At 59.0% G+C, this 21,050-nt stretch carries 21 protein-coding genes and 2 pseudogenes; 9 read left to right on the top strand and 14 right to left on the bottom strand.

Annotated elements, in window-relative coordinates; all coding sequences use genetic code 11:
* Positions 1-71: 71 nt before the first annotated feature.
* Positions 72-1,976 (top strand): molecular chaperone DnaK, encoded by a 1,905-nt coding sequence (gene dnaK / locus ACOYW1_RS22980; RefSeq protein WP_482417957.1) that lies wholly within the window; start codon positions 72-74, stop codon positions 1,974-1,976.
* 120 nt (positions 1,977-2,096) lie between these two features.
* Here the strand turns inward: dnaK and ACOYW1_RS22975 are convergent, their stop codons facing one another.
* The 4 genes from ACOYW1_RS22975 to ACOYW1_RS22960 all read right to left on the bottom strand — a co-directional run bounded on the left by ACOYW1_RS22975 (position 2,097) and on the right by ACOYW1_RS22960 (position 5,664).
* Positions 2,097-2,798, bottom strand: coding sequence for a creatininase family protein (locus ACOYW1_RS22975; RefSeq protein WP_482419899.1), 702 nt, complete (start codon positions 2,796-2,798; stop codon positions 2,097-2,099).
* Positions 2,795-3,751, bottom strand: coding sequence for a GntR family transcriptional regulator (locus ACOYW1_RS22970; protein ID WP_482419898.1), 957 nt, complete (start codon positions 3,749-3,751; stop codon positions 2,795-2,797). The genes ACOYW1_RS22975 and ACOYW1_RS22970 overlap by 4 nt, the downstream gene beginning before the upstream one ends.
* A 101-nt stretch (positions 3,752-3,852) precedes the next feature.
* Positions 3,853-5,394 (bottom strand): sodium:solute symporter family transporter, encoded by a 1,542-nt coding sequence (locus tag ACOYW1_RS22965; protein ID WP_482419897.1) that lies wholly within the window; start codon positions 5,392-5,394, stop codon positions 3,853-3,855.
* 18 nt (positions 5,395-5,412) lie between these two features.
* A complete protein-coding gene (locus tag ACOYW1_RS22960; RefSeq protein WP_482417953.1) occupies positions 5,413-5,664 on the bottom strand; it encodes a hypothetical protein in 252 nt (83 codons plus the stop codon).
* Positions 5,665-6,344: 680 nt separating this feature from the next.
* Between ACOYW1_RS22960 and ACOYW1_RS22955 the strand changes: the two genes are divergently transcribed.
* Positions 6,345-7,601 carry a DegT/DnrJ/EryC1/StrS family aminotransferase gene (locus tag ACOYW1_RS22955; RefSeq protein ID WP_482419896.1) on the top strand — a complete coding sequence of 419 codons (1,257 nt, stop codon included), beginning with the start codon at positions 6,345-6,347 and terminating at the stop codon, positions 7,599-7,601.
* A gap of 139 nt (positions 7,602-7,740) precedes the next feature.
* Here the strand turns inward: ACOYW1_RS22955 and ACOYW1_RS22950 are convergent, their stop codons facing one another.
* Positions 7,741-8,220: a hypothetical protein gene (locus ACOYW1_RS22950; protein ID WP_482419895.1), complete on the bottom strand. Its 480-nt coding sequence runs from the start codon at positions 8,218-8,220 to the stop codon at positions 7,741-7,743.
* A 42-nt stretch (positions 8,221-8,262) separates the two neighbouring features.
* A complete protein-coding gene (locus ACOYW1_RS22945; RefSeq protein WP_482419894.1) occupies positions 8,263-8,841 on the bottom strand; it encodes a DUF922 domain-containing Zn-dependent protease in 579 nt (192 codons plus the stop codon).
* 288 nt (positions 8,842-9,129) lie between these two features.
* On the opposite strand from ACOYW1_RS22945, the pseudogene ACOYW1_RS22940 reads away from it, so the two are divergent.
* The 3 genes and pseudogenes from ACOYW1_RS22940 to ACOYW1_RS22930 form a co-directional block, all read left to right on the top strand.
* Positions 9,130-9,627: pseudogene (locus tag ACOYW1_RS22940) on the top strand (nitroreductase family protein); the annotation flags it as partial.
* A complete protein-coding gene (locus ACOYW1_RS22935; RefSeq protein WP_482419893.1) occupies positions 9,624-9,839 on the top strand; it encodes a type IV pilin protein in 216 nt (71 codons plus the stop codon). The pseudogene ACOYW1_RS22940 and the gene ACOYW1_RS22935, both read left to right, overlap by 4 nt.
* Before the next feature lie 147 nt (positions 9,840-9,986).
* Entirely contained in the window at positions 9,987-10,454 is a 468-nt protein-coding gene (locus ACOYW1_RS22930; RefSeq protein ID WP_482419892.1) for a DUF642 domain-containing protein, read from the top strand.
* A 6-nt stretch (positions 10,455-10,460) separates the two neighbouring features.
* Here ACOYW1_RS22930 and ACOYW1_RS22925 read toward each other — a convergent pair whose 3' ends face one another.
* The 6 genes from ACOYW1_RS22925 to ACOYW1_RS22900 all read right to left on the bottom strand — a co-directional run bounded on the left by ACOYW1_RS22925 (position 10,461) and on the right by ACOYW1_RS22900 (position 16,751).
* On the bottom strand, positions 10,461-10,772 hold the full coding sequence (locus ACOYW1_RS22925) for a response regulator (protein WP_482423802.1): 312 nt from the start codon (positions 10,770-10,772) through the stop codon (positions 10,461-10,463).
* A gap of 96 nt (positions 10,773-10,868) precedes the next feature.
* Positions 10,869-12,710 carry a GspE/PulE family protein gene (locus tag ACOYW1_RS22920; RefSeq protein ID WP_482419891.1) on the bottom strand — a complete coding sequence of 614 codons (1,842 nt, stop codon included), beginning with the start codon at positions 12,708-12,710 and terminating at the stop codon, positions 10,869-10,871.
* Positions 12,711-12,939: 229 nt separating this feature from the next.
* Complete coding sequence (locus tag ACOYW1_RS22915; RefSeq protein WP_482417947.1) at positions 12,940-13,371, bottom strand: hypothetical protein; 432 nt, start codon at positions 13,369-13,371, stop codon at positions 12,940-12,942.
* Between the two features lie 68 nt (positions 13,372-13,439).
* On the bottom strand, positions 13,440-13,664 hold the full coding sequence (locus ACOYW1_RS22910; protein ID WP_482419890.1) for a hypothetical protein: 225 nt from the start codon (positions 13,662-13,664) through the stop codon (positions 13,440-13,442).
* The gene (locus ACOYW1_RS22905) at positions 13,661-14,554 is read right to left on the bottom strand and encodes a tetratricopeptide repeat protein (RefSeq protein WP_482419889.1); all 894 of its coding nucleotides are present in this window, start codon (positions 14,552-14,554) and stop codon (positions 13,661-13,663) included. The genes ACOYW1_RS22910 and ACOYW1_RS22905 overlap by 4 nt, the downstream gene beginning before the upstream one ends.
* Complete coding sequence (locus tag ACOYW1_RS22900) at positions 14,439-16,751, bottom strand: AfsR/SARP family transcriptional regulator (protein ID WP_482419888.1); 2,313 nt, start codon at positions 16,749-16,751, stop codon at positions 14,439-14,441. Before ACOYW1_RS22900 ends, ACOYW1_RS22905 begins: the two co-directional genes overlap by 116 nt.
* A 332-nt stretch (positions 16,752-17,083) precedes the next feature.
* On the opposite strand from ACOYW1_RS22900, the gene ACOYW1_RS22895 reads away from it, so the two are divergent.
* From ACOYW1_RS22895 to ACOYW1_RS22880, 4 genes and pseudogenes are all read left to right on the top strand, one after another.
* Positions 17,084-17,497 carry an EamA family transporter gene (locus tag ACOYW1_RS22895; RefSeq protein WP_180142972.1) on the top strand — a complete coding sequence of 138 codons (414 nt, stop codon included), beginning with the start codon at positions 17,084-17,086 and terminating at the stop codon, positions 17,495-17,497.
* Between the two features lie 299 nt (positions 17,498-17,796).
* A pseudogene (locus ACOYW1_RS22890) lies at positions 17,797-18,258 on the top strand (DUF169 domain-containing protein); the annotation flags it as partial.
* Positions 18,259-18,316: 58 nt separating this feature from the next.
* A complete protein-coding gene (locus tag ACOYW1_RS22885; RefSeq protein WP_482419887.1) occupies positions 18,317-18,598 on the top strand; it encodes a DUF169 domain-containing protein in 282 nt (93 codons plus the stop codon).
* A gap of 100 nt (positions 18,599-18,698) precedes the next feature.
* Positions 18,699-19,289 carry a phage antirepressor N-terminal domain-containing protein gene (locus ACOYW1_RS22880; protein WP_482419886.1) on the top strand — a complete coding sequence of 197 codons (591 nt, stop codon included), beginning with the start codon at positions 18,699-18,701 and terminating at the stop codon, positions 19,287-19,289.
* A gap of 222 nt (positions 19,290-19,511) precedes the next feature.
* Here the strand turns inward: ACOYW1_RS22880 and ACOYW1_RS22875 are convergent, their stop codons facing one another.
* A complete protein-coding gene (locus ACOYW1_RS22875) occupies positions 19,512-20,579 on the bottom strand; it encodes a radical SAM protein (RefSeq protein ID WP_482419885.1) in 1,068 nt (355 codons plus the stop codon).
* 79 nt (positions 20,580-20,658) lie between these two features.
* A complete protein-coding gene (locus ACOYW1_RS22870) occupies positions 20,659-20,907 on the bottom strand; it encodes a hypothetical protein (RefSeq protein ID WP_482417940.1) in 249 nt (82 codons plus the stop codon).
* Positions 20,908-21,050 lie beyond the last annotated feature (143 nt).

Genomic DNA, 21,050 nt, shown 5'->3' with positions numbered 1-21,050 from the left:
CACATCAGAACAGTTATCAGGAAAGACTTATTTGGAAGCCTGCTCTCGGATGCACAGGCATGGAGGAAAAAATGGGTAAAGTAATTGGTATCGATCTGGGAACAACCAACTCGTGTGTCGCGATCATGGAAGGCGGAGACGCCAAAGTCATCACCAACACCGAAGGGGGGCGCACCACACCGTCCACCGTTGCCGTCTCTGAGAGCGGCGAGCGCCTCGTGGGCCAGATTGCCAAGCGTCAGGCCATCACGAACCCCGAAAACACCGTGTTTGGCGTGAAGCGCCTCATCGGACGCAAGTTCGACTCCGGCGAAGTACAGCGTGACGCAAAGATTCTGCCCTACGAACTGAAAAAAGCAGACAACGGTGACGTGCGCATCGATCTGCGAGGCAGCCTGCACAGCCCCGCAGAGATCTCCTCGTTCATCCTGGCCAACATCAAAAAGACCGCCGAAGAGTACGTCGGGGAAGAGGTGACCGACGCCGTCATCACCGTGCCCGCCTACTTCAACGACAGCCAGCGCCAGGCCACCAAGGACGCAGGCCGCATCGCAGGCCTCAACGTCCTTCGTATCATCAACGAGCCCACGGCAGCTTCCCTTGCCTACGGCCTCGACAAGAAGTCCGAAGAGAAGATCGCTGTCTTCGACCTCGGCGGCGGTACCTTCGACGTCTCCATCCTCGAGATCGGCGACGGGGTGTTCGAGGTGAAGTCTACCAACGGCGACACCCACCTGGGCGGCGAAGACTTCGACCTTCGCATCATTGATTTCCTGGCCGACGAGTTCAAGCGTGAGCAGGGCATCGACCTGCGCGGCGACAAGATGGCCCTGCAGCGTCTGAAAGAGGCTGCTGAAAAGGCCAAGATGGAGCTCTCCTCCGCCATGGAGACCGATATCAACCTGCCCTTCATCACCGCCGACGCTTCCGGTCCCAAGCACCTGAACGTGAAGCTCTCCCGCGCCAAGCTGGAGTCCCTGGTGGCTGACCTCCTGGAGAACCTGGCCAAGCCCTGCGTCACCGCCATGAAGGATGCCGGCCTTTCTGCTGGCGAGATCAACGAAGTCATCCTGGTGGGCGGCATGACCCGTATGCCCGCTGTTCAGGACCGCGTGAAGTCCATCTTCGGCAAAGAGCCCCACAAAGGCGTGAATCCCGACGAGGTGGTTGCCCTTGGTGCCGCCATCCAGGGCGGCGTCCTCAAAGGCGACGTGGATGATGTTCTCCTGCTGGACGTTACTCCCCTGTCCCTGGGCATCGAGACCCTGGGCGGCGTGATGACCAAGCTCATCGAGAAAAACACCACCATCCCCACCCGCAAGAGCCAGGTTTTCTCCACGGCTGCCGACAACCAGCCCGCCGTGTCCATCCACGTGCTCCAGGGTGAGCGCGAGATGGCTGAAACCAACAAGACCCTGGGCCGCTTCGACCTGTCCGACATTCCCCCCGCACCCCGCGGCGTGCCCCAGATCGAAGTGACCTTTGACATCGACTCCAACGGCATTGTCTCCGTTTCCGCCAAGGACAAGGCCACCGGCAAAGAGCAGTCCATCAAGATCACCAGCGACAGCGGTCTCTCCGAAGAGGAGATCCAGCAGATGGTCAAGGACGCTGAGCTCCACGCCGATGAAGACAAGCAGAAGAAGGCCCTTGTGGAAGCCCGCAACACCGCAGACGCCCTGGTCTACCAGACCGAAAAGGCCGTCAAGGAAGTGGGCGAGGGCGCTGACGAAGCCACCAAGGCCAATGTGGCCGAGGTGATCGAAAAGCTCAAGAAGGCCATGGAAGGGGAAGACGCCGAGGAGATCACCAAGCTCACCGAGGAACTGACCCAGGCCTCCCACAAGATCGCCGAAGCCGCCTACAAGAAGGCTGCTGAAGAGGGCCAGGCCGGTGCCGAAGGTGGCGCCGGGGCCGCACCCGCCGACGATGACGTGGTGGATGCCGACTTCGAAGAGGTCAAAGACCAGAAGTAAAAAAGATCCCGCGGCCTGCCACGGCTGGCCCGTGACTCCATAGAAAAACCCCGCCTTTTGCAAAAAAGGCGGGGTTTTTTTGTGGGGGAACAGCCCCCTGCAGGGGCGGGGGCGGGACGGTCAGTTCTCCCACCCGGTGTCCAGGAGCCGGGTGGTCTCGGCAACGGCCGTGCGCCAGATGGCGAGCATGGCGTCGTCATCGGCCTGGTAAGCGCCCATACCTGCCCATCCCCGAAGGGAGCGCACCTCAGTGGGGGGAAGCTGCCTCAGGTTGGGGGGATCGCACGGAGCCTTCTCCCGGGAGGGAAGGGAGACCCTGGCAAGGCGGGTCCAGGGGAAGTTCTCCATCCAGGAGGCGTGGGAGGCGTTGGGGCTCACAGCGTGGACCGCACCCATCACATCCTCGGACGACCACCAGTTGTGGAAGAGGATTTGGCACTCGGGCACACTGTCCATGCGGGACCGGATGGTCTCCTCCACCGGGCTGTTGCCCCCGTGGCCGTTGATGATAAGCACGCGTCTGAAGCCGCTTTTCACAAGGCTGTTGAGGATGTCCGTCACAAAATCGCCATAGGTCTCAGGGCGGATGGTGACGGTCCCCGGGTAGGCGGAAAAGTAAGGGGCGATACCGTAGGGCAGGCCCGGGTAGACCGGAACCCCGCACCCCTCACCGGTCTCTACGGCCAGTTTGTTTGAGAGGATGAAATCGGTGCAGAGGCTCAGGTAGGCATGCTGCTCGGTGCTTCCCAGGGGAAGGACCACCCGGTCGTCGGTTTTCAGGTAGGATTCGACCTGGAACCAGTTCATGTCGGCGATCTTCATATCTGTACTTCTTTTTGGATGTGTTGGACCGCGGGGACCAGGATCTCCCGCAGGTACCGTGTTTCTGGGGTGTGGGCGTACTCGAACATAACGCGTACGCCCGTTAAGGCTTTGGCTGTCCCCAAGCTGCTGGTGCTGTAGATCAGGACGTCGGTGACGTCGGCGAGCTCCTGCAGCTTCGGGCTGCTGGCCAGCTCCATGCGGATGGTCCCCACCTGGGGGGCAAAACGCCGGATTCCTTCGGCCATGGCCGGCACAAAGGATGCAAAATGGGAGATGGCTCCCACGGTGGTGCCGGGGGGCAGGGCGGCGAGGGCTTCCCGCGTCTCCTTGGAGGGAATGAGGTACGGGGCCATCACCGGGACGGTATCCCCTACTTTAAGCCGGATTCGGGCCATGCAGTGGGGGATGGTAAGGATGAGGTCGTAGTTGCGGGCCCTGGTGTCCGTCAACGTGTTGAATTGGGCGAAATCCATGTTATCGAACCGGGGCTCCCGCGAGGAAATCCCGAATTCTCCGGATGTAGCACTCGTTGATGCGCCGGGAGTTCCCCACCATGAGAATGCGAAGGGGCACCGGGGCTTCCACCTCGGTTTCCCGCTGGTTGAACATGCCGATGAAAAGCGCGGGGTCCACCTCCAGGACCCTTGCTTTTTCCAGCAGGGCCAGAAACTCCCGGCGAAGGATCTCCAGGCGGTTCTGGTGTTTGAGTTCCCTGGTGCCACCACGAAGGTCCCCCTGCCTGTGACCGACTCCAGAAGGCCTTTGGCCTTCAGGGATTTGTATGCCTTGGTGACGGTCATGGGGGCCACCCCGAGTTCGCTGCTCAGGGCACGCACCGTGGGCAGCTGGTTGTTCTCACGATAGGCTCCGGCCATGATGCCGAACTCCACGGCACCCTCGATCTGGACGGATATGGAGACTGGCAGGGTTTTGTCAATGGTGATCTTCACAACTCCTCCCGGGAGACTGAGCCCGGCGGCTCGAATGGTTTCTGTGCTTTATCATGGATGACAGTGCGGGAGGGCGCTGTGGCCCTCCCGCGAGGTTATTGTCAGGCGACGTGGGGTTGCGGTGTGGCTGCAGGCTCTTCCGGGGCCCCGGCCGTTGGGACCAGCCGGTCAAAGTGGCGCTCAATGGTCTCCTGGCCCGCAGGACGGGTAAAGAGGCTGATGAGAACCATGACCCACATGGTGGCGGCCCAGCAGACGATGAGGGGGTCAAAACCAAAGGACCAGGTTTTGAACCAGAGCTTCATGGCGATGTAGAGGGCCTCCCCGAAGATCACCGCGGCAATGGCCCCGGTGCGGGTGGCTTTTTTCCAGTACATGCCCAGGATCACGGGGGCCACCCAGATGCCCAGCCCACCGAAGGCGAACTTGATGAGGCCGAAGATGGTGGTGGGCTTGATGATGCCGATGGCGATGCCGCAGGCGCCGATGACCACGGTGACCCAGCGGGAGAGGGCAAAAATCTGGCCCTCGGAGGCCTTCGGGTTGATGAGGTTCTGATAGATGTCCCGGGTGACGCCGCCCGTGGCCACCACGAGCAGGGCGTCGATGGTGCTCATACCGGCAGAGACCACTCCTGCAATGAGGATGGAGGCCAGCACGGGGTTGAGGTTGCCCTGGAGGAGCATGGGCACGATGAAGTCCGTCTGCTTGCCGGTCAGCCCGGGCACGGAGACGATGGCGTTGGCCCCGGCCCACTCGATGAGGGTGGCGGAGAGCAGCATGCCCAGGGTCCCCAGGATCACCGCCTTGAACATGGTCTCATAGTTTTTCATGGTGAAGAACTTGGTGAAGAGGGTGGGCTGCCCGATGGTGAAAAAGCTCCACATGACGATCATGGACATGTAGGAGGCCCAGGGGAAGTTGCCCTTGGCGCCGGGGTGGGTAAGGTAAGCGGGGTTGGCGTCGGCAAGGGAGGTGGTGATCTGGCTGAGCCCGCCCCCGGCCTTCACCGAGACGATAAAGGTGACGATGGCTGTGGTCACCATGAGAAAGCCCTGGAGGACGTCGGTCATCATGGCGCCTTTCATGCCGCCGGCCATGCAGTAGCAGATGACGATGATTCCCATGCCCACCACGCCCATCCACTGGGGAAGGCCGGTGAAGGTGTTGAGGATAACCCCTGCGCCCACGGTCTGGGCACCCATGATGGCCACGAGAAAGGCGATCATCATCACGGCGTGGACCGCCCGGATGGCGTTGGATTCGTAGCGGTCCGAGAGGTAATCGGTCATGGTGAGGAAACCGTATTTCTTACCCATGATCATCAGCTTGCGCCCCACAAAGAGGGCGGGGATGATCATGGAGAAGGCAAGCCCCGGCACCGAGATGCTCATGCCGGAAAAGCCTGTGGAATAGGTGACGGCAGGCACGCCCATAAAGGTGCTCATGCTGTACTGGGAGGCGAAGTAGGCAAAACCGCCCACCAGGGCGCCGGCTTTGCCGCTCATGACGAAAAAATCGCTCAGGGTTTTGGTGGATTTGGCCGCTCTCCAGCCGATATAGCCGATGAGGGCAAAGTAGATGGCAATGGATACGAAAAACGGGACCGGTGTGGGGGTCACCAATGTTGCGGGGTCAGCCATGGTATTGCTCGCTCCTTTCTACTTCTCAGGTTGAATGTCTTCGAAGTTCCGGTACTCGGGGCGCTTCAGTGCCTCGCGGCTGAATCGCCAGACAAGGATCAGCACGGCGATGCCGTGAAGGACCCAGGCGTACACAAACAGGGGGACCCCCCCGAAACCAGGCACGTAGGTTTCGTTGAAATACCAGGGAAAGGGAATCATGATGAGGCCGTACATGGTCAGGATGATGGCGGCCCATCTCATCTCGAAACGGTTGCTGAAAATATCCACAATCTCCTCCTCAAAAAATAGTGTGACATGCGACAACCGCTTATCACGTCATGATTTTCGGGGCTTGGCAGGATCGTTTTTTTGCCTGCATGGGCGGTTGGTCGCCTTTAAAAACGGTCCGGTACGGCATTGCGGTGCCCGACGCTGCGTCGCCTTTCAACTCCCATGATGCAGCACGTAAGATGTGATGATGGCGTCGCGAATTGAGGACATGGCCCTTTTGAATCGCTTCCTGTCGCGTGGGTGCGAACGGCGGGATATCGCGTCGTACGATACGAATCGTCATCGAAATATTCGCAGGGCGCGGACGATTCACGTGTGTGCCTGTCCCTTCAAATCGGTTGTATGACAATGCAAAGGCAGGTATCGGGGAACATTTTGAATGTCTACCGAAGAGTAAATGGCGTTGGCATCGTGATACAAGCCGGGTACTGATAAGTAATTTGATATAGAAGCGTGACACAATTGTCCATAACAAAATATTATCCTGAATTTATTTGGTGATATGAAAAAGGGATTGTGACATTCAGAATCCTCTTGGATTTTAAAGATCTATGATGATGGAAGTAGATAGGAAAATAGTTTTCAGACGATATTGTGATAGTTGAGTATCCCGGTTTACTGTGCTACCCCATGAGAACATGAGATGTTTGCTTAGTGCTTAGCGAAGGAGGGTGATCATGGAAAGGCTGGGACACACGATCCGATGCCTGGCCCGCCAGCAGGGGATCAATGTGAAACGACTCAAGCGCCGCCAGCGCGTGATGCCGGTGCCGCTGCTTTCGGCCACCTTGCGCATGGCCGATGTGATTCTGGCGGCAAGGGCCCTGATGCATCCGGGAACCCGTTCAGGCGGGGAGGGGCTGCAGCGGCTCGCCCGGGCGGTGAAGGCGCGGTTCAGCGTGGCCCACGCCGGGTTCTACATGGGGGGCAGGGCGTCTTTGTGTGCGGTGGTCCGCGCCCTGGGGCTTACCCCGGGGGACGAGGTGCTTATTCCTGCCTTTACCTGCCAGTGCGTGGTCAACGCCCTTCGGTATGAAGGGATCGAGCCTGTCTACGTGGACATCGAACTTGACACCTACGGCATGGACGCCTCCCTTGTGGAGCGGGCGCTGACGGGCAAGACCCGCGCCATACTCATTCAGCACACCTTCGGCATGCCCGGGCGGGATTTGGAAAACCTCCTTGCCCTTGCCAGGGGCCGCGGGCTCTATGTCGTTGAGGACTGCGCCCATGCCACGGGCGGCCGCTGGCGCGGCAAGCTCCTGGGGACCTTAGGGGACATCGGGTTTTTCAGCAGTGAGCGCTCCAAGATCATCAACACCATCCACGGCGGGTTTGTGATCACCGACAACCCGGAGATCGGCCGCCGCCTGGAAGAGGACGCGGCTCGCCTCACCCCGGCTCCGCCGGAGTTCACCCGGCGGATTCTCTGGACCCTCATCCACAGCTATTTTACCCACAGCTGCCCGTTTCGGTTTGTGACCTCCGGCCTGGCCGAAGGGCTCCTTTCGGACCGGCTTGTGCCCCAGATGCACGATGAAGAGCTGGCAGGCGCTCCGTGCAGCCAATACCACTGGAGCCTGCCCCATGCGGTGGCGCCCTTGATGATGCAGCAACTCTCCCGGGTGGACCGCCAACTGGCCGAGAGGCGGCGGGCAGCAGAAAAATGGGCGGTCTGGTGCCTGAGAAACGGTCTGGAGCCCCCGAATCCATCGCCGGATGCCACCCCCACCTGGCTGCGGTTTCCCGTGCGCGTGGATCCGGCCATCAAGAAAAATTATGCATACCTGGAGAAGCGCCTGGGGGCAGATGTGGGGGTCTGGTTTCAATCCGCGGCCCATCCCCTGCCCATGGCCCTTCAGGAGTGCCCCAGGGGCATGGAGGCGGCGGCAACCTGCATCAACTTGCCCACCCTGGACCCCAGCAGGGCCTGACAGGGGCCGTTGGTCCCTTTGTTTAAGGAAGGACCGCGCAGGTCAACCCACACATTCCGATCTGCCTGCGCGTGAAAAAACCCCAATCCAGTGCCATGGATTGGGGTTTTGTATTGAATGGTTACGGATTTTTTTACCTTCAGGCTCGGGACATCACCTCCAGGATGCGCCGGGCAATGGTGTTGCAGGCTTCCCGTCCCCGTTCCCCCTGGGAGTAGAGATCGGACAGGGGAAAGGGGGCACCTTTGACCACAAATTCGATGCGGTAGGATGTGCGTTTTCCACTCCCGCGGTACCCGATCCGGACATCCTCCACCTCGTCAAAGGTGAGGCCCCCTTCCAGGGCCGACCCAAAGAGCTTTTTTCGTCGCCAGGTAACGGTTTTGGCGGTGCGGTCAAAGGTGAAGGTGACCTCTTCGGTGAACCGCCATCCGGCAAGGGCCGCCACCGCCGCCAGGAAAATCCAGTGGAGGTAGTAGGCGTACTCAAGGCCGAAGGTGTGCACCGAAAAGGCGGTGCGGATCAGGCAGAAGGCGATGGCGATCCCTGCGATGGCCACGATGGTGCGGTTCTTTTCCTCAACCTTCAGGGTGTGTTTGTCGTCTTGTGTGATGTTCATGGGGTTGTCCTGCCCGGGGATCCGCTCCCCGTGTTTGGTGTGTCAGGGAAACACAGCTCCCTGGGTTTTTCCGTGACCGGTTTTTTTGTCGTAGTCGGCTTCCCGGGCCCTGTAGGTGTCCAGTACCTCTTCCGCCAGGGCATTGGCCGCGGCTTCCAGCTCCCGGCAGCTGCGGTGAGGTGGCATTTGCCGGATGGCCTTACCGATGGCTGCGGTTGCCGCGATGCCGATGCGTTTGTGACCGTCTTCATGGGTCTTGAGGTTTTTCATGTAACGGGTCCAGCGATTCTGCAACTCGGGGGCCGCCTCATCCTGATTTGCCCATCTGGGGTATCGGTGCAGTACTTCCACCGAGGTCTCAACGCCTGTAATCCGGCAGCTGTCGGGGCCGGATTCCCAGGAGAACCACCACCTGGCCATCCAGGTGGTCAGGGCATCGTAGGTATTTCCGTCCCGCCACACAGTTCCCAAGCGCCCCATCTCCTCGCGCAGCTCTTGCCCCGTGCCTCCGTAGATGTCGTAGTACTCCGTCTGGACGGTAACGGCGGGCTCGGCCCGGACCGTGGCCGTCAGGCAGAGGATTCCGAGCAGTATGAGAACGCTGAGTCGTGATCTTTGCATGATATCCTTTATCCCGTTATCCGCGGGTCAAATCAACCGCAGAATTCACCAAAGGACCCGGGCAGAAAAATGCCGTACAGGGGCGATCAGCCCCTGGCTGAGGTTTTTTTAAATGATTTACTGCGATGGGGCAAAGGTTCAAAGTAGTTTATTTTTTTGAAAAAGCACCTTTGATTCAGTATACTTGAGGATAAGCAACCATTCCATTGAAAGATCGCCGTGTTTTCCCTCCATTCATGACATCCGGATTCAAGACATGTCTGTGCTTCAGGCCTTGCCTGGAGAGCGTTTTCCCATCATCACATCAACCCATGGGACTTTGGATTTATTATGGACGATCATAAGGATACGGATATTGCCAAGGACGCCGTCGCCGAGTTTGCCAAAGAAGAGGCCGAACGGGAGCAACAGCAGCAGGAGAAAAAAAAGAAAAAAGACCGCCGCCTTCTCTATTATGCCCTCCTGGCCCTCAGCATCGTGGTTCTGGCCTTTCAGGTGCCCAGGATACTCTCCCTGCGTGAGGAGCATGCCAAACCCCTTCGTGTGGGTACGGCCGACACCGACATGCAGACAGACGCCTGCATCCACAACCTGTGGAAGGTGGTCCGGGCACTGCAGCTCGGGGAGACGGATGTGGGGGGCTTTACCTGTCCGCTCAGCGGAGTCCCCTATGAGGTGCATCAGGTGAAGGGCGGCTATGTTGTGGAGTGTCCCAATGCCCATCGTCACGGGTTCTCCCATGTTCGTATCAGCACCGCCAAACCCATACCGGAGCTTGTGCCATGACCCCTCAAACCACGCACAATGCGGGATTTTCGCTCCTTGAACTCATGGTGACGGTGGCCATCGTCGGGGTGTTGAGCTCCATCGCCATTCCGCGATACCTCAACTACAAGGAGAAGGTCTACGCCGCCAACTGTCTCCTGCTCAGAAGAGACATCGAGACCCAGACCCAGAGTTACTACTTCGAGCATGAGCTTCTTACGCCGCGTAATTGATCAACTCTCAACCAGTGCCCCCGGGGTGGCGTTTATACCTGGTCCAGCTCCTCCATCGAGGTGCCCGAGTACGGCCAGGTGCAGTGCTCGTTGCACCATACGTCGGCATCGCAGGTTCAGTCCGACATCCCCGCCGGGGAGAACCTTTTGGACAACTCGACCTTTGATTCGGTGAACAGGAACGTGAGGCGATGGGCCCCGGTGCCCACCGGAAGGATCAACGGATGGGAGTCCAACACAGGGGCCATTGAAATCTGGAAGGATGGGTTTTTGGGGTACAACTCCCCCAACGGGGGGCATATCGTGGAGCTGGACGGCGGCAGGGCAAGCGACACCATCTCCCAGAGCGTTGAGACCGAAGCGGGAAGGGTCTATGAAATCAAAATCACGGCCCGGGCCAGGCGCGCCAACTCATCGGATTTTTCCGTGGGGTGGGGTGGGGATGAGGTGGAGACCTTTACGCCGCCCACCAACGAGTGGAAAGAGTACACGGTTGAGGTGACGGGAACCGGCGACTCCATGGATCTGTCCCTGTCGGAGATCGCCGGGCAAAGCAACGGGCTGGGAACCCTCATAGACAAGGTCGAGGTCATTGCAACAGATACCTTCGAGTAGGGCGTTTCACCCCTTGGTGCTCTCCAGCCGTCGTTGAAGGAGCCTGTTGACCCTTGCGATGAAGCGCTCGTAGTTGACGGGCTTGGTCATGTAATCGTCCGCGCCGACATTGAGCACCTCCACCTCGGATTTGAGGTCCTCGTTGGCCGTGAGCATGATCACGGGAATCATGCGGGTGGCAATCTCCTCTTTCAGCTTTTTGATGAGGGTGAACCCGTCCATTTCCGGCATGACATAATCTGTCACGATGAGGTCGGGCATGGCCTGATAGACAGACTTCAAGGCTTCCGCACCGTTGTAGCCTGGCCGCTCCCAGATGAGTACGATAGTTCTGGGTTTTAAGGAGGTGGGACATCATTTCCAGTTCTATTTCGTTGTCGTCCACCACCAGGACCGTGGGATGACCTACCACCGTTACATGGGATGTGGGGTCAAAGGCCGGAACCGACGTGACGGCATCAGGGGCGGGGGGGGCTGCCGAGGCCGCGGGGCTGCGGTTTCTATATGTGGGGTGTCCGGGCCGGCCACCCGGAGAACCTCTCCTAAGGTGGTGAGGCCTTGCCGGGCCTTCATGACACCATCCATGAAAAACGGCTGGAACCCCTCCTTCATGGCCTGGGCCTTGATGGTGGCCGCCGACACGTCTTTTTTGATGAGGGACTGGATCGACGGGGTGATGCGCAGGATTTCGTAGATGCCGATCCGTCCCACATACCCTGAATACCGACATGCTTCGCATCCTTCCCCTTTGTAGTACCTGACATCGTTATCCCCGTTTTCCCCCGAAGGAATCTTTTCAAGCAGCTGGGCCGACAGGTTGTCCGTGGTTTTGCATTTATCACAGATGCGCCGGACCAGCCTCTGGCCGATGCATGCCACCACCGAGTCCGCCACCACAAAGGCATCCACTCCGAGGTCCAAAAGCCGGGTGACGGCCGAAGGCGAGTCGTTGGTATGCAGGGTGGAAAGGACAAGGTGCCCGGTCTGTGCCGCCTGGCACGCGATGCCTGCAGTTTCTCCGTCCCGGATCTCTCCTACCATCACAATGTCCGGGTCCTGCCTCAGGATGGACCGCAGGGCCGCGGGAAAGGTGATGCCCGCCTTGGGATTGATCTGGCCCTGGTTGATGCCCTCCACCTTGTACTCCACAGGGTCCTCCACCGTGATGATGTTGACCTCCGGAGAGTTGAGGCGGTTCAGGCAGGCATACAGGGTGGTTGATTTTCCGCTGCCCGTGGGCCCGGTGACCAGGATAATGCCCTGGGGCAACTGAATGCTGCTTTCCAGATCTTCGTAGTGCGTCCCCTGGAGCCCCAAGTTTTCAAAGCTCATCTTGGCGGATTCCGGGTTGAGGATCCGTATGGTGATCTTTTCTCCGTAGGATGTGGGAAACGAGGAGACCCGCAAGTCATAGGCAATCCCCCCGTACTTTACCTGGGCACGACCATCCTGGGGCTTGCGCCGGATGGAGATGTCCATGGAAGAGAACACCTTGATGCGTGAGACCAGGGCAGAGTGGATGAGTTTGTCGGTCTTGAGGATTTCACGCATGATCCCGTCGATGCGGTACCGGATGATAACCGATGCCTGTCGGGGTTCGATATGGATGTCACTGGCCTTGAGCTTTACGGCATCGGCCAGGATGCTGTTGGCAAATCGCACCACGGGCGGGTCTTCTGCGATGGAGGTCAGGGCACCCTTGTCCAGCTCTTTCTCATTGGCTTCGGTGGTCTTGATCACCTCAATCTGGACTTCGTTCTGAATGGCTTCATCAAGGTGGAGCCCTTTTTTGGGGTAGTAGGTGTCAATGGCGGTGAGCACCTCGCTTTGGGGCGATACCGCTATCTTGATGCGTTTCTGGGTCATGAAACGCAAATCGTCCAGGGCGTAGAACTCCAGGGGGTTGGCCATGGTGACCACAAGCTCGTCGTTTTCCTCTTTGGTGGGCAGGAGCAGGTAGGTTTCGGCGATTTCCGCGGAGACCTGGGAGATCACCTCCGGCGCGATCTTTATATCGGGCAGGTGGAGGTAGGGGATATTCAACTGCTCGGACAGGGCCCGGGCAATCTGGATATCATCCACGATCCCCATGTCCATGAGGATCTGGCCTATTTTTTTGGGTGACGTGGCTTGGGCGTGCAAGGCTTTCTGAAGGTCCTTGGGCTCAATGACTCCGGCCTCGATGAGGATGTCCCCAAGTTTTTTGTGGCTGTGCGTATCGGCGAGCTTTTTAGGGGCGCTGTCGGGTTTTTTCATGTCTCCTCCTGGCAAAGGGGCACGCAAGCCGTCTTGGGCTCGGCGTTTCATGGCTCGGTCGGAACACTCAGGGAAGGGGCTGGGTTGAACACGGGGGTGATACACGAAAGGATGGTAATGTATGAATATACTTTCTCATACATGGCAAAAAAAGTACACAGGGCACCCTTTTGATGTTTACCGGAACAAAGGGAGCATGGCTATTGCGAAGGACGGTTTTTCCCCAGGGTCAATGGGGAACCTCGGGTTTTCGCCAGACGCTTTTCTTGGTGATGCCTGCTTCCGGTTCGAGGACGGCATTGAAATCAAAACCGGGAAACCGGGCCTCGATTTCGTCCCAGAGACGGGAGAATCCCTGGGCCTCGGTGGGCACGGAGCATCCCTTGCCGTCACCCACGAAGACCAGCCAGTAGGGAGGGATGGGCGGGGCTTCCTGGGCGTTGATGAGAACGATTTCGTGGATCTCCTCCCAGGGAACCGCTTCCCGCTCCCGCCTTGGGTGCTCGCAGGAGAGCTCACTGGGGGTGATGGTTACCTGAAAGGGGGCTTCTTCCTCTTCATCGTCCTGGCCGGTGAGGGGGCCGTCCGGGGTGTAGATCAGGCGCAAGGCAACCAGGGCGGTGACGGTACAGACCAGCAGAACAACAAAGGCTGTAAGCATGGGGCCTCCTGATAAGGGATGAGGTCTCAATGACTCAGCAAAAAAGTGTCCGGGCTTTCCTTATGGTCTCACAGGCAGGAGAAAAAGTACATATGGCGTGGTGGCCAGGGCAGGGCCAATGCATTCAAAAATTCAGTTGCCTCCGGCGGGTCGCTTTTTGAAAAAAGCTCCGCAAAAACTTTTCGGTAAAATAAAAAATGAGAGGGGTTATGGGCGGTTGCGACGCGTCCATAAAAAGAAAGCCTGCTTGCCAAAATTTTTAAACGTTTTGCCCTGATGGCCAGGGGAGTCACTCCATGTTCCAGGCCTGAAAGAGTCCTGCACCGAAGCCGGGGTGGTGCCGTGCCTGGGTGAGGTAGCGTGTTGCCTCATCGTGGTTTTTCGAAAGGGCCGAAACAGACGCTTGGGCAAGGGTTAAGAGCAGAAGAAAGTGGGTTTTGTGGACCTTTGGGGCCAGTTGGTGGGCCTGGGCCAGGTGGGTGGCTGCGGTTTTTCGGTCTTTGGCCCGGCAGGCGCAGAAGATCATGCCCAGGTGGGCGGAAAACCGGGAGAGACCCGTTTCCAGTACCGCTTCAAGGCAGGGGCGGGCCTTATCCGGGGAGCCGGATGCCATGAGGATGAGGCCTTTTAACGCCTGGGCTCTCTGGTACCTGGCCCTGGCAAAGCCCGAGGCCCTGGCGATGGTCAGGGCTTCTTCGGCAAGGGCTGAGGCCTGTTTCAGGTCTCCTTTCAAAAAAGCAATGAGCCCCAGCTCTTCGCAGGAGATCACCATGCCGATGGGGGCGTTGAGCTCTCGAAATGCGGTTGCGGCCTCTTGAAGGCAGGTCTCTGCGGTGTGCAGGTCCCCCAGGCACAGGGCTGCGGAGCCGATATTGCCCATGGCCCAGGCGGTTTTGATGCGGTCTCCCGTGCGGGTTGCCCATTGATGGCTTTCCCGGAACCGTTCCGTGGCCTCCTCGATCCTGCCCAGGGAGCGCAGGCACAGCCCGATGCGGAGGGATACCCAGAAGGCGTGCTCAATGCCGGGGTGGGCCGTAAGGCTCAGGCGAAAGAGCCGAAGGGCCCGCTCATGGTGTTTCCGGCGGTGGGCCAGGGCCCCAAGCAGCAGAAAGGCCCAGGCCCTGCCGCGGGTGTCTCCTGTTGAGACGGCCCACCTTAAGGTGCTGCGGGCGACCGTTTCCACCCGGGCCTCTTCCTCCCCGGGGCAGGGGGCGTTGCCTTGTGTTTTTGGGGGAAACCCTTGGGTCTGCATATCGAACCAGCACAAGAGGACCAGGCACAGGCGGGCATCCGTTCGGCTTGATGAGGCAGTCATCACGTACTCTTTGGCCGGTCGGAACAGGGCCTCCCCTTCGTGATACCGGGTGTGCATGTCGAAGTAGGCATACAGGCCGGTGGCTGCACGGCCAAGGGCGTCTTAAGGCCCCTGTGGCTGCTGCGCGAAGCCATGCCTGGCGGATGTTGGCCATGTCCCCATCCATGGCACGTCTGCAGGCGGGCATGTCCCGGCTCGTCAGCTCTTTTTCGCGGCTCTGGACCAGGGCGAGGTAATACCCCATGTGGGCGTCCTCCATGGGATGGCCATGGCCGGGGTCTCCCTGGTGATCGTCGGTGTACTGCCTCAGGAGTGGGTGGATGCCGAACCGGCCGGTTTCCGGCTCGGCCCTGAGGATCGATTTTCTCGCCAGGCTTGCCGTTGTCTCGGCAGCCGTCCCTTTTTCCATTCCCGTTACATTTGCCACGGCGTCCAGGGTAAATCCGTCCCGAAATACCGTGAGCCTTTGCAGGGCCTTTTTTTCCTTTTCCGTCAACCGTTTCCAAGAGGAGTCAAACACCGCACGCATGCTCCGGTGGCGCGGGGGCAGGTCCTGCATCTTTGCGTTCAGAAAATCCAGGTTGCCTCGGATCTCACCTGCAATGTCCCAAGGCGTCAGGGTGTCCATCCACCCGGCGGCCAAGATCAGGGCCAGGGGCATGCCTGCGGTCATGTTGCAGATCTCGGCAAGGGCAGGGTAATTTGAGGCGGTCAGCTGAGTGTCCGGGTTGAGCATCCTGGCCGTTGTAAGGAAAAGGGCCAGGGCATCATAGGTCGTCTCCGCGTTTTTCAGGCCTTCAGGGGCCGGGGGCTGATCCGAGGGGTCGGGATGGGACAGGCCCGACAGGGGAAACAGGTGCTCTCCCTTGAGCATCAGCCGGGTCCTGGAGGTGGCCAGGATGGTGAGGTGGGGCGCCGCCTCCAGCAGCTCGGAAACCACCGGGGCTCCTTCGGCAGGTGTTTCAGTATCCAGAAGCAACAGAACCTCCCTTGCTCGAAGAAAACCTGTGATCCGTGCCATGGGGTTGGCTGTCTCCCCTTCGCTGAGCCCGAAGACCCTGATGAGTTCTCGCACCAGGGCATCTTTGGCGTCAAGGTCTGCAAGGGAGATGAAAAAGACGCCGTGGGCAAAGCGGTTCGCCGCCACGGTGGCCACCTGGAGGGCCAACCGGGTTTTTCCCATGCCCCCCGGGCCGGTGAGGGTCAGCAGCCTTACTTCCGGGGAGGTGAGTCGTTCCACAAGGCCGGTGACCTCCCCTGTTCGCCCCACAAAGGCCGTGGCCTGGGCCGGCAGGTTGGATATTGGCAGGTTTGGCTTCTGTTTTTTGACGGGTTTTTGGTGGCTTCGGAGGGATTCCGCCAACGCCTCGGTCTCTTGATCCGGGTCGACGGCCAGCTCAGTTCGGAGCAGCGCCCTGCACGTCTCATACTGACGCAGGGCGGCATCCCGCCGACCGGCCTGCTCAAAGAGCGCCATGAGTCGCCTGTGGGCATCTTGGTCCAGGGGATCCAGGGCCACCAGGCGTCTTGCAACCCCCAGAGCCTCTCCGTCTCTTCCCAGGGCTATGTATCTTTCGGACAGCTTTTTCATGATCTCGGCGGCCTCGCGGTCGAGGCCCTCGGCCTGCTCCAGCCGCCAGTGGTCGAAGTCGGGTGCGCCACTGAGGTGAAAGCCCGAGAGAAAAGAGCCCGTGTAGAGGGATAACGCTTCTTCCATGGCCGAAAGGCTCCCTTCTCGGCCCATGCCCAACAGGGTACGGAACCTCTCCACATCCACCTGGACCTGGTCGCTGGCAAGGGCACCGATGGTCTCCCGGTCCGCGGCCAGCCAGGACCTGCCCAGGGACTGTGTGATGTCCGACAGGGCGCGCCGAAGGGAGGCTCGCCCCTTGCCCTGCTCCTGGTCCGGCCACAGAAGGTCGGCAAGCTTTTCCCGGGTGTGGGCCGTGCCCGTGACGGCAAGGTAGATTGCCAGGGCAGCGGATTTGCGCCGGGGAATCCTTACGGGCTCTGTGTCCACCGTGAACCGGGGTGCCCCAAAACAGTGAATGTGCAACATCGTCATGGTCTTTTCTCCTGTGGAGAAGGTAGCTTAACGATCCGCGTTACACAATTTTTTTCACGTCCTTGTTTTGCTTTCCATGCCCAAACCCTTTCAACCCGGCTCGCCCGAAGGGTGAGAAAATCAAACAGCAAACCCTCATTTACATTTTGCATGTTCAAAATAACGGACAGTTTCGTTGTAGTGTTCTGAAATCATATAGCTTTCATCTTGGCTGTTCGTTTTGTCATGAAATATCGGGGTCAGGGACGTTTGGGGGACGGTGGCCTGCTAAGGTGGGAGTAAACGGTTCAACACGACATCATCGTACACAGACATGTAAGGAGGGGAATCCGATGAGTGCCAACTGGATAGCACCTGCGCTTGTGACCCTGGTGTGCTGGGGATTGTGGGGATTTATCCCCAAGCTGACCACCCAGTACATCAGCCCCATGAGCGCCATGATCTACGAAACAATCGGGGCCGCCATCGTGGGGCTGGTTGTCCTCACCCTGGTGGATTTTCGGCCGGAGGTCCATGTGAAGGGTGTGTGCCTCGGCATCACCACCGGGATCATCGGCCTCACAGGAGCCCTTGGCTTTCTCTTTGCCGTGAAGTCCGGGAAGGTGGCCGTGGTGGCGATGTTTACCTCCATGTCCCCCATCATCACCGTGGCCCTGGGGTGCCTTGTGCTCAAAGAGCCCGTGACCCTCAAGGAAGGCCTGGGCATCCTCAGCGCCTTTGCGGCCATCTTTTTCTTTGCATCGTAACCATGGCCTGGCAACAGGGGCAGCCTTCTATGGTTAAAGTCTGGAGCAAAAGCAAGCCTCCGGCGGCCAGGTGGGGCACCTGGAAACCCTATGGCGAATGCATGGAGGTAGTACACATCCCGCAAACGGTTTCGGGGCATTCGCGTGATGGCTGACATGTGGCAACCGGTTTTGCAGGAGAGGCCCGTTTAACACACTTTGAAAGCAGGGTGCGGCTAAAAACCTGTTTGTTAAACTTTTTAAAAGTTTAGCCCCGGCAGGGCCGCCGGAGGCACCTCGTGACGGCTTAGGGAGGAGAAATGAAAAACAAGACGATACACAGCGCAGAGTTTAAGGAGAGGCTTCGGGCGTTTATGGACGTCCTTGGTTTGAACGAAGAGCCCATGGGGCTTTTTTATACCGAAAGAAAACCGCCTGGCGCGGTGTCTCCCAAGGCACAGGTACCGGTGAGTCGCCTGCCGGAAGAGTCAGACGGGGGCATCAACTGGCTGTCGTGCGCCCTGGGTACGGTGAGGCGTGCGCGCCGGAACAAGGCCCCGGCCTGTTTTGACGAGACTCATTACGGGTGCCTGGGTGCCGCCTTTTACATGGGGTTCAAGCCTTATTACGAGCCCTTTGAGCCTGCCTTGATCTCCACGGGAATCCCCGGAGAGATGCAGGGCGAGTGCTATCTGGACTCCCCGGAAAAGGGAAAGGCCTTTTACGAGGAGATCAAGCCCCCGAAGGCCTCGGGGGCAAATCTCGTGATCCAGCCCTTAGGCCTTTTTGAGGACGGAGAGGTGCCCGAGGGTCGTGATTCTGTTTCCCCAGCGCGAGGCCATGATCGCCTTAAACGCCCTGACCGTTTTCTTGACGGGAGATACCGACGCCGTGCGGGTGCCCTTTGGCCAGGGGTGTTGCGGGATGATCACCTGGCCACGGCGTTACCGGGAGGAGGGACGGCAGTGGGCCGTCATCGGAGTGTTTGACACCAACGGCCTGCGTTACCTGGGCAAAGGCGAGGTGACCTATGCCGTTCCCGTTGAATTGTTTACGGCCATGGTGGACCGGTGGGAGGAGGGCATGCCGGGGACCCGGAGTTGGAGGCAGGTAAGGGGCTGACGGCCCGGGCGGGGCTGAGAAGGGAAATGAAAACGCAGGCGATTTGTGATAGGAACACCTCTCGATAAGACCTTCAAACGCCTGCAAGGAGTGATACCACATGGTAACAGTTGATTCACCGGACCTGTGCCCCGCCCTGGTTACCCATATTCTGGATGGGGCTCCCCTTTCCCTTCTCCGACAGGATGAGCTGGACTGGGTGCCTTTAAAACCCCTGTGCGAGGGGTTGGGCCTGAGCTGGGCCGGGGAGCGGAGCCGCCTGAAGCACGATTCGAAGCTCACATGCCGTTTCCTTGCCATGGACGGCACGGACGGCAGGACCCGGGAGTTTCTCTGCCTGCCGTTGTACCAGCTCAGCGGATGGCTGCTCTCCGTCAATGCCGACAAGGTGGCTGAAAACGTCCGGGAGAAGGTGCGGGCCTTTCAGCAGGAGAGCCTGGAGGCGTTGTTTGGGTACTGGCACGGGTCTCAAGGGGGAGCAGAACCCGTGGAGATCCCTGGGGCGGGTTATGAAAACATGGAAAAGGACATTGAGGATGCGGCGACAGGCCATGGTGATGGCCATGGGCCTCAGGAAAATCCCTTTGAAGAACCCTCTGCATCATCAGAGTCCGGAGATGAGGCAGAATCCCTTGAAAGCCGTGTCTCGAGCGTCATCGAGCAAGTTTTGGGGACCCTGGGGCGGCATTGATTTGATTTTATCGTAACTATTCAGATCAAAAAAGCCTCCGGCGGCCCTGCCGGGGGCCAAACTTTTAAAAAGTTTGATAAACAGGTCTCAAGTAATCATTCATAGGCTCCGCCGAAACAATTCCGATATTTTCGCACCCGTGCTTCGAAACGTTTTTTGCGGAGCTTTTTTCAAAAAAGCAACCCGCCGGAGGCATTGGGTTTGGGGTCGTCATTTTTTTCTTCACTCTTTGGGAAGGGTCTCCTGAAGCTGGCGTGATTCCTCTTTGGTCAGCCAGCAGCGCGGATCCGAGCCCAGGTAGTCACCGGTGGCGTAGGCCGCACCCCGGCAGCCGCCGCATGCGAATTTGTACCGGCACTCACCGCACTGGCCGCTTAAAAAGGAGCGGGAGTAGCGGAAGGTGTTGAATTTTTCGTTTTCAAACCAGATCTCTTTAAGGGGGCGGTTCTGGACCCGGTCCACCACCACGGGGAAGTAAGGGCAGAACTGCACCACCCCCTGGGGGTTGATGTACATCAGGGAAAAGGCCACGGAGCACCCTGTGACGGCCACACCGTTAAAGAGCTCCTCGTCGGACTCCACTTCGCTCAGGCGACCGGGGTTTACGAGGAGTTCCGGGAAGGGGTCGCTGAAGCCCACGGTGAGGCCCAGGTCATTTCCCTTTTCCCACACAAAGCGGCTGACGTCCCTGTGCTCCAGGGGATCGGAGACGGCCCCGGTGGCATTGCCCACGGGCACCACGTAGCGGAAGTTGAATGTGGTTACGCCGTGCTCCTTGATCATGACCAGAAGCTTTTCCACCTCCTCTTTGCCCTGGCCGAAGTAGGTCATGCGAATGGCAAGGGGGACCCCACGGGCGGTGAGAAGATCCACGGCCGAAAGGGTTCGTGCAAATGAGCCCTTGCCCCTCACCGGATCGTGCACCTCCGCCGTTGACCCTTCCATACTGATATTGAATCCGTCCACATACCGGCACAACTCCTCCTCGTTGTCCTTTGTGATGAGGGTGGCATTGGTGAGCAGCTCGATGGAGAGGCTGAGGTTTGTCTTGATGTGGTCCATCAGGGCAATGAGGTCGTCCCGCATCAGGGGCTCTCCACCGGCCATGGCCAGGGCTGCGCCCGGGGCCATTTCGTCTGCCTGGTTGAGCATGTCCACGGCCTCGTCAAAGGAGAGGTCCCTGTCGTTGCGATCCAGGTTGCTGGCTCGACAGTGGCGGCAATTGAGGTTGCATGACGAGGTGGTGTCCCACTGGAAGATTTTTGGCGGATGGGTCCAGTTTGCGTCCATGGCGGATCCTTTCTAAGGAAGGCGGGTGGTTGGTATAAGGATTTGAGCTGCCCCGGGTGTTGCTGGTGATATCAATGTACTACAGGGTTTTCATCAGGTCGCATCCGCCGCAGGGGCCCTCGGCCTGATTTTTTGGCGGGGTCACAACATCGCACCCGCCGCAGGGCCCTTCAGCTGTTTTTACAGGTGTTTTGATAACAAGGTCGCAGCCACCACACGGTCCTTCGGCCGGCATGATGGGAATATTATGATTCTCCGCTGCCAGTATCATGTTCTTCAGCTCCGAAAGGTTCAGAGCCTCGGCGTTTTCTATGATTTTCTTTGGCATCACATAGCCTCCCCATGTGTGTCATGGTTTACGGGTATGCGGGGCAGCTCAAAGAGGGCTCATGAAAAACGGATTTTTTAGTGATTGAACATTGCCTGTTTTGTAACGGCGGGGTGTGGCCGTTGAGGCGGAGAACCATTTGG

The organism is Desulfoluna sp. CYM3A (assembly GCF_056829965.1).
This window is presented reverse-complemented; position numbering and strand designations above follow the sequence as displayed.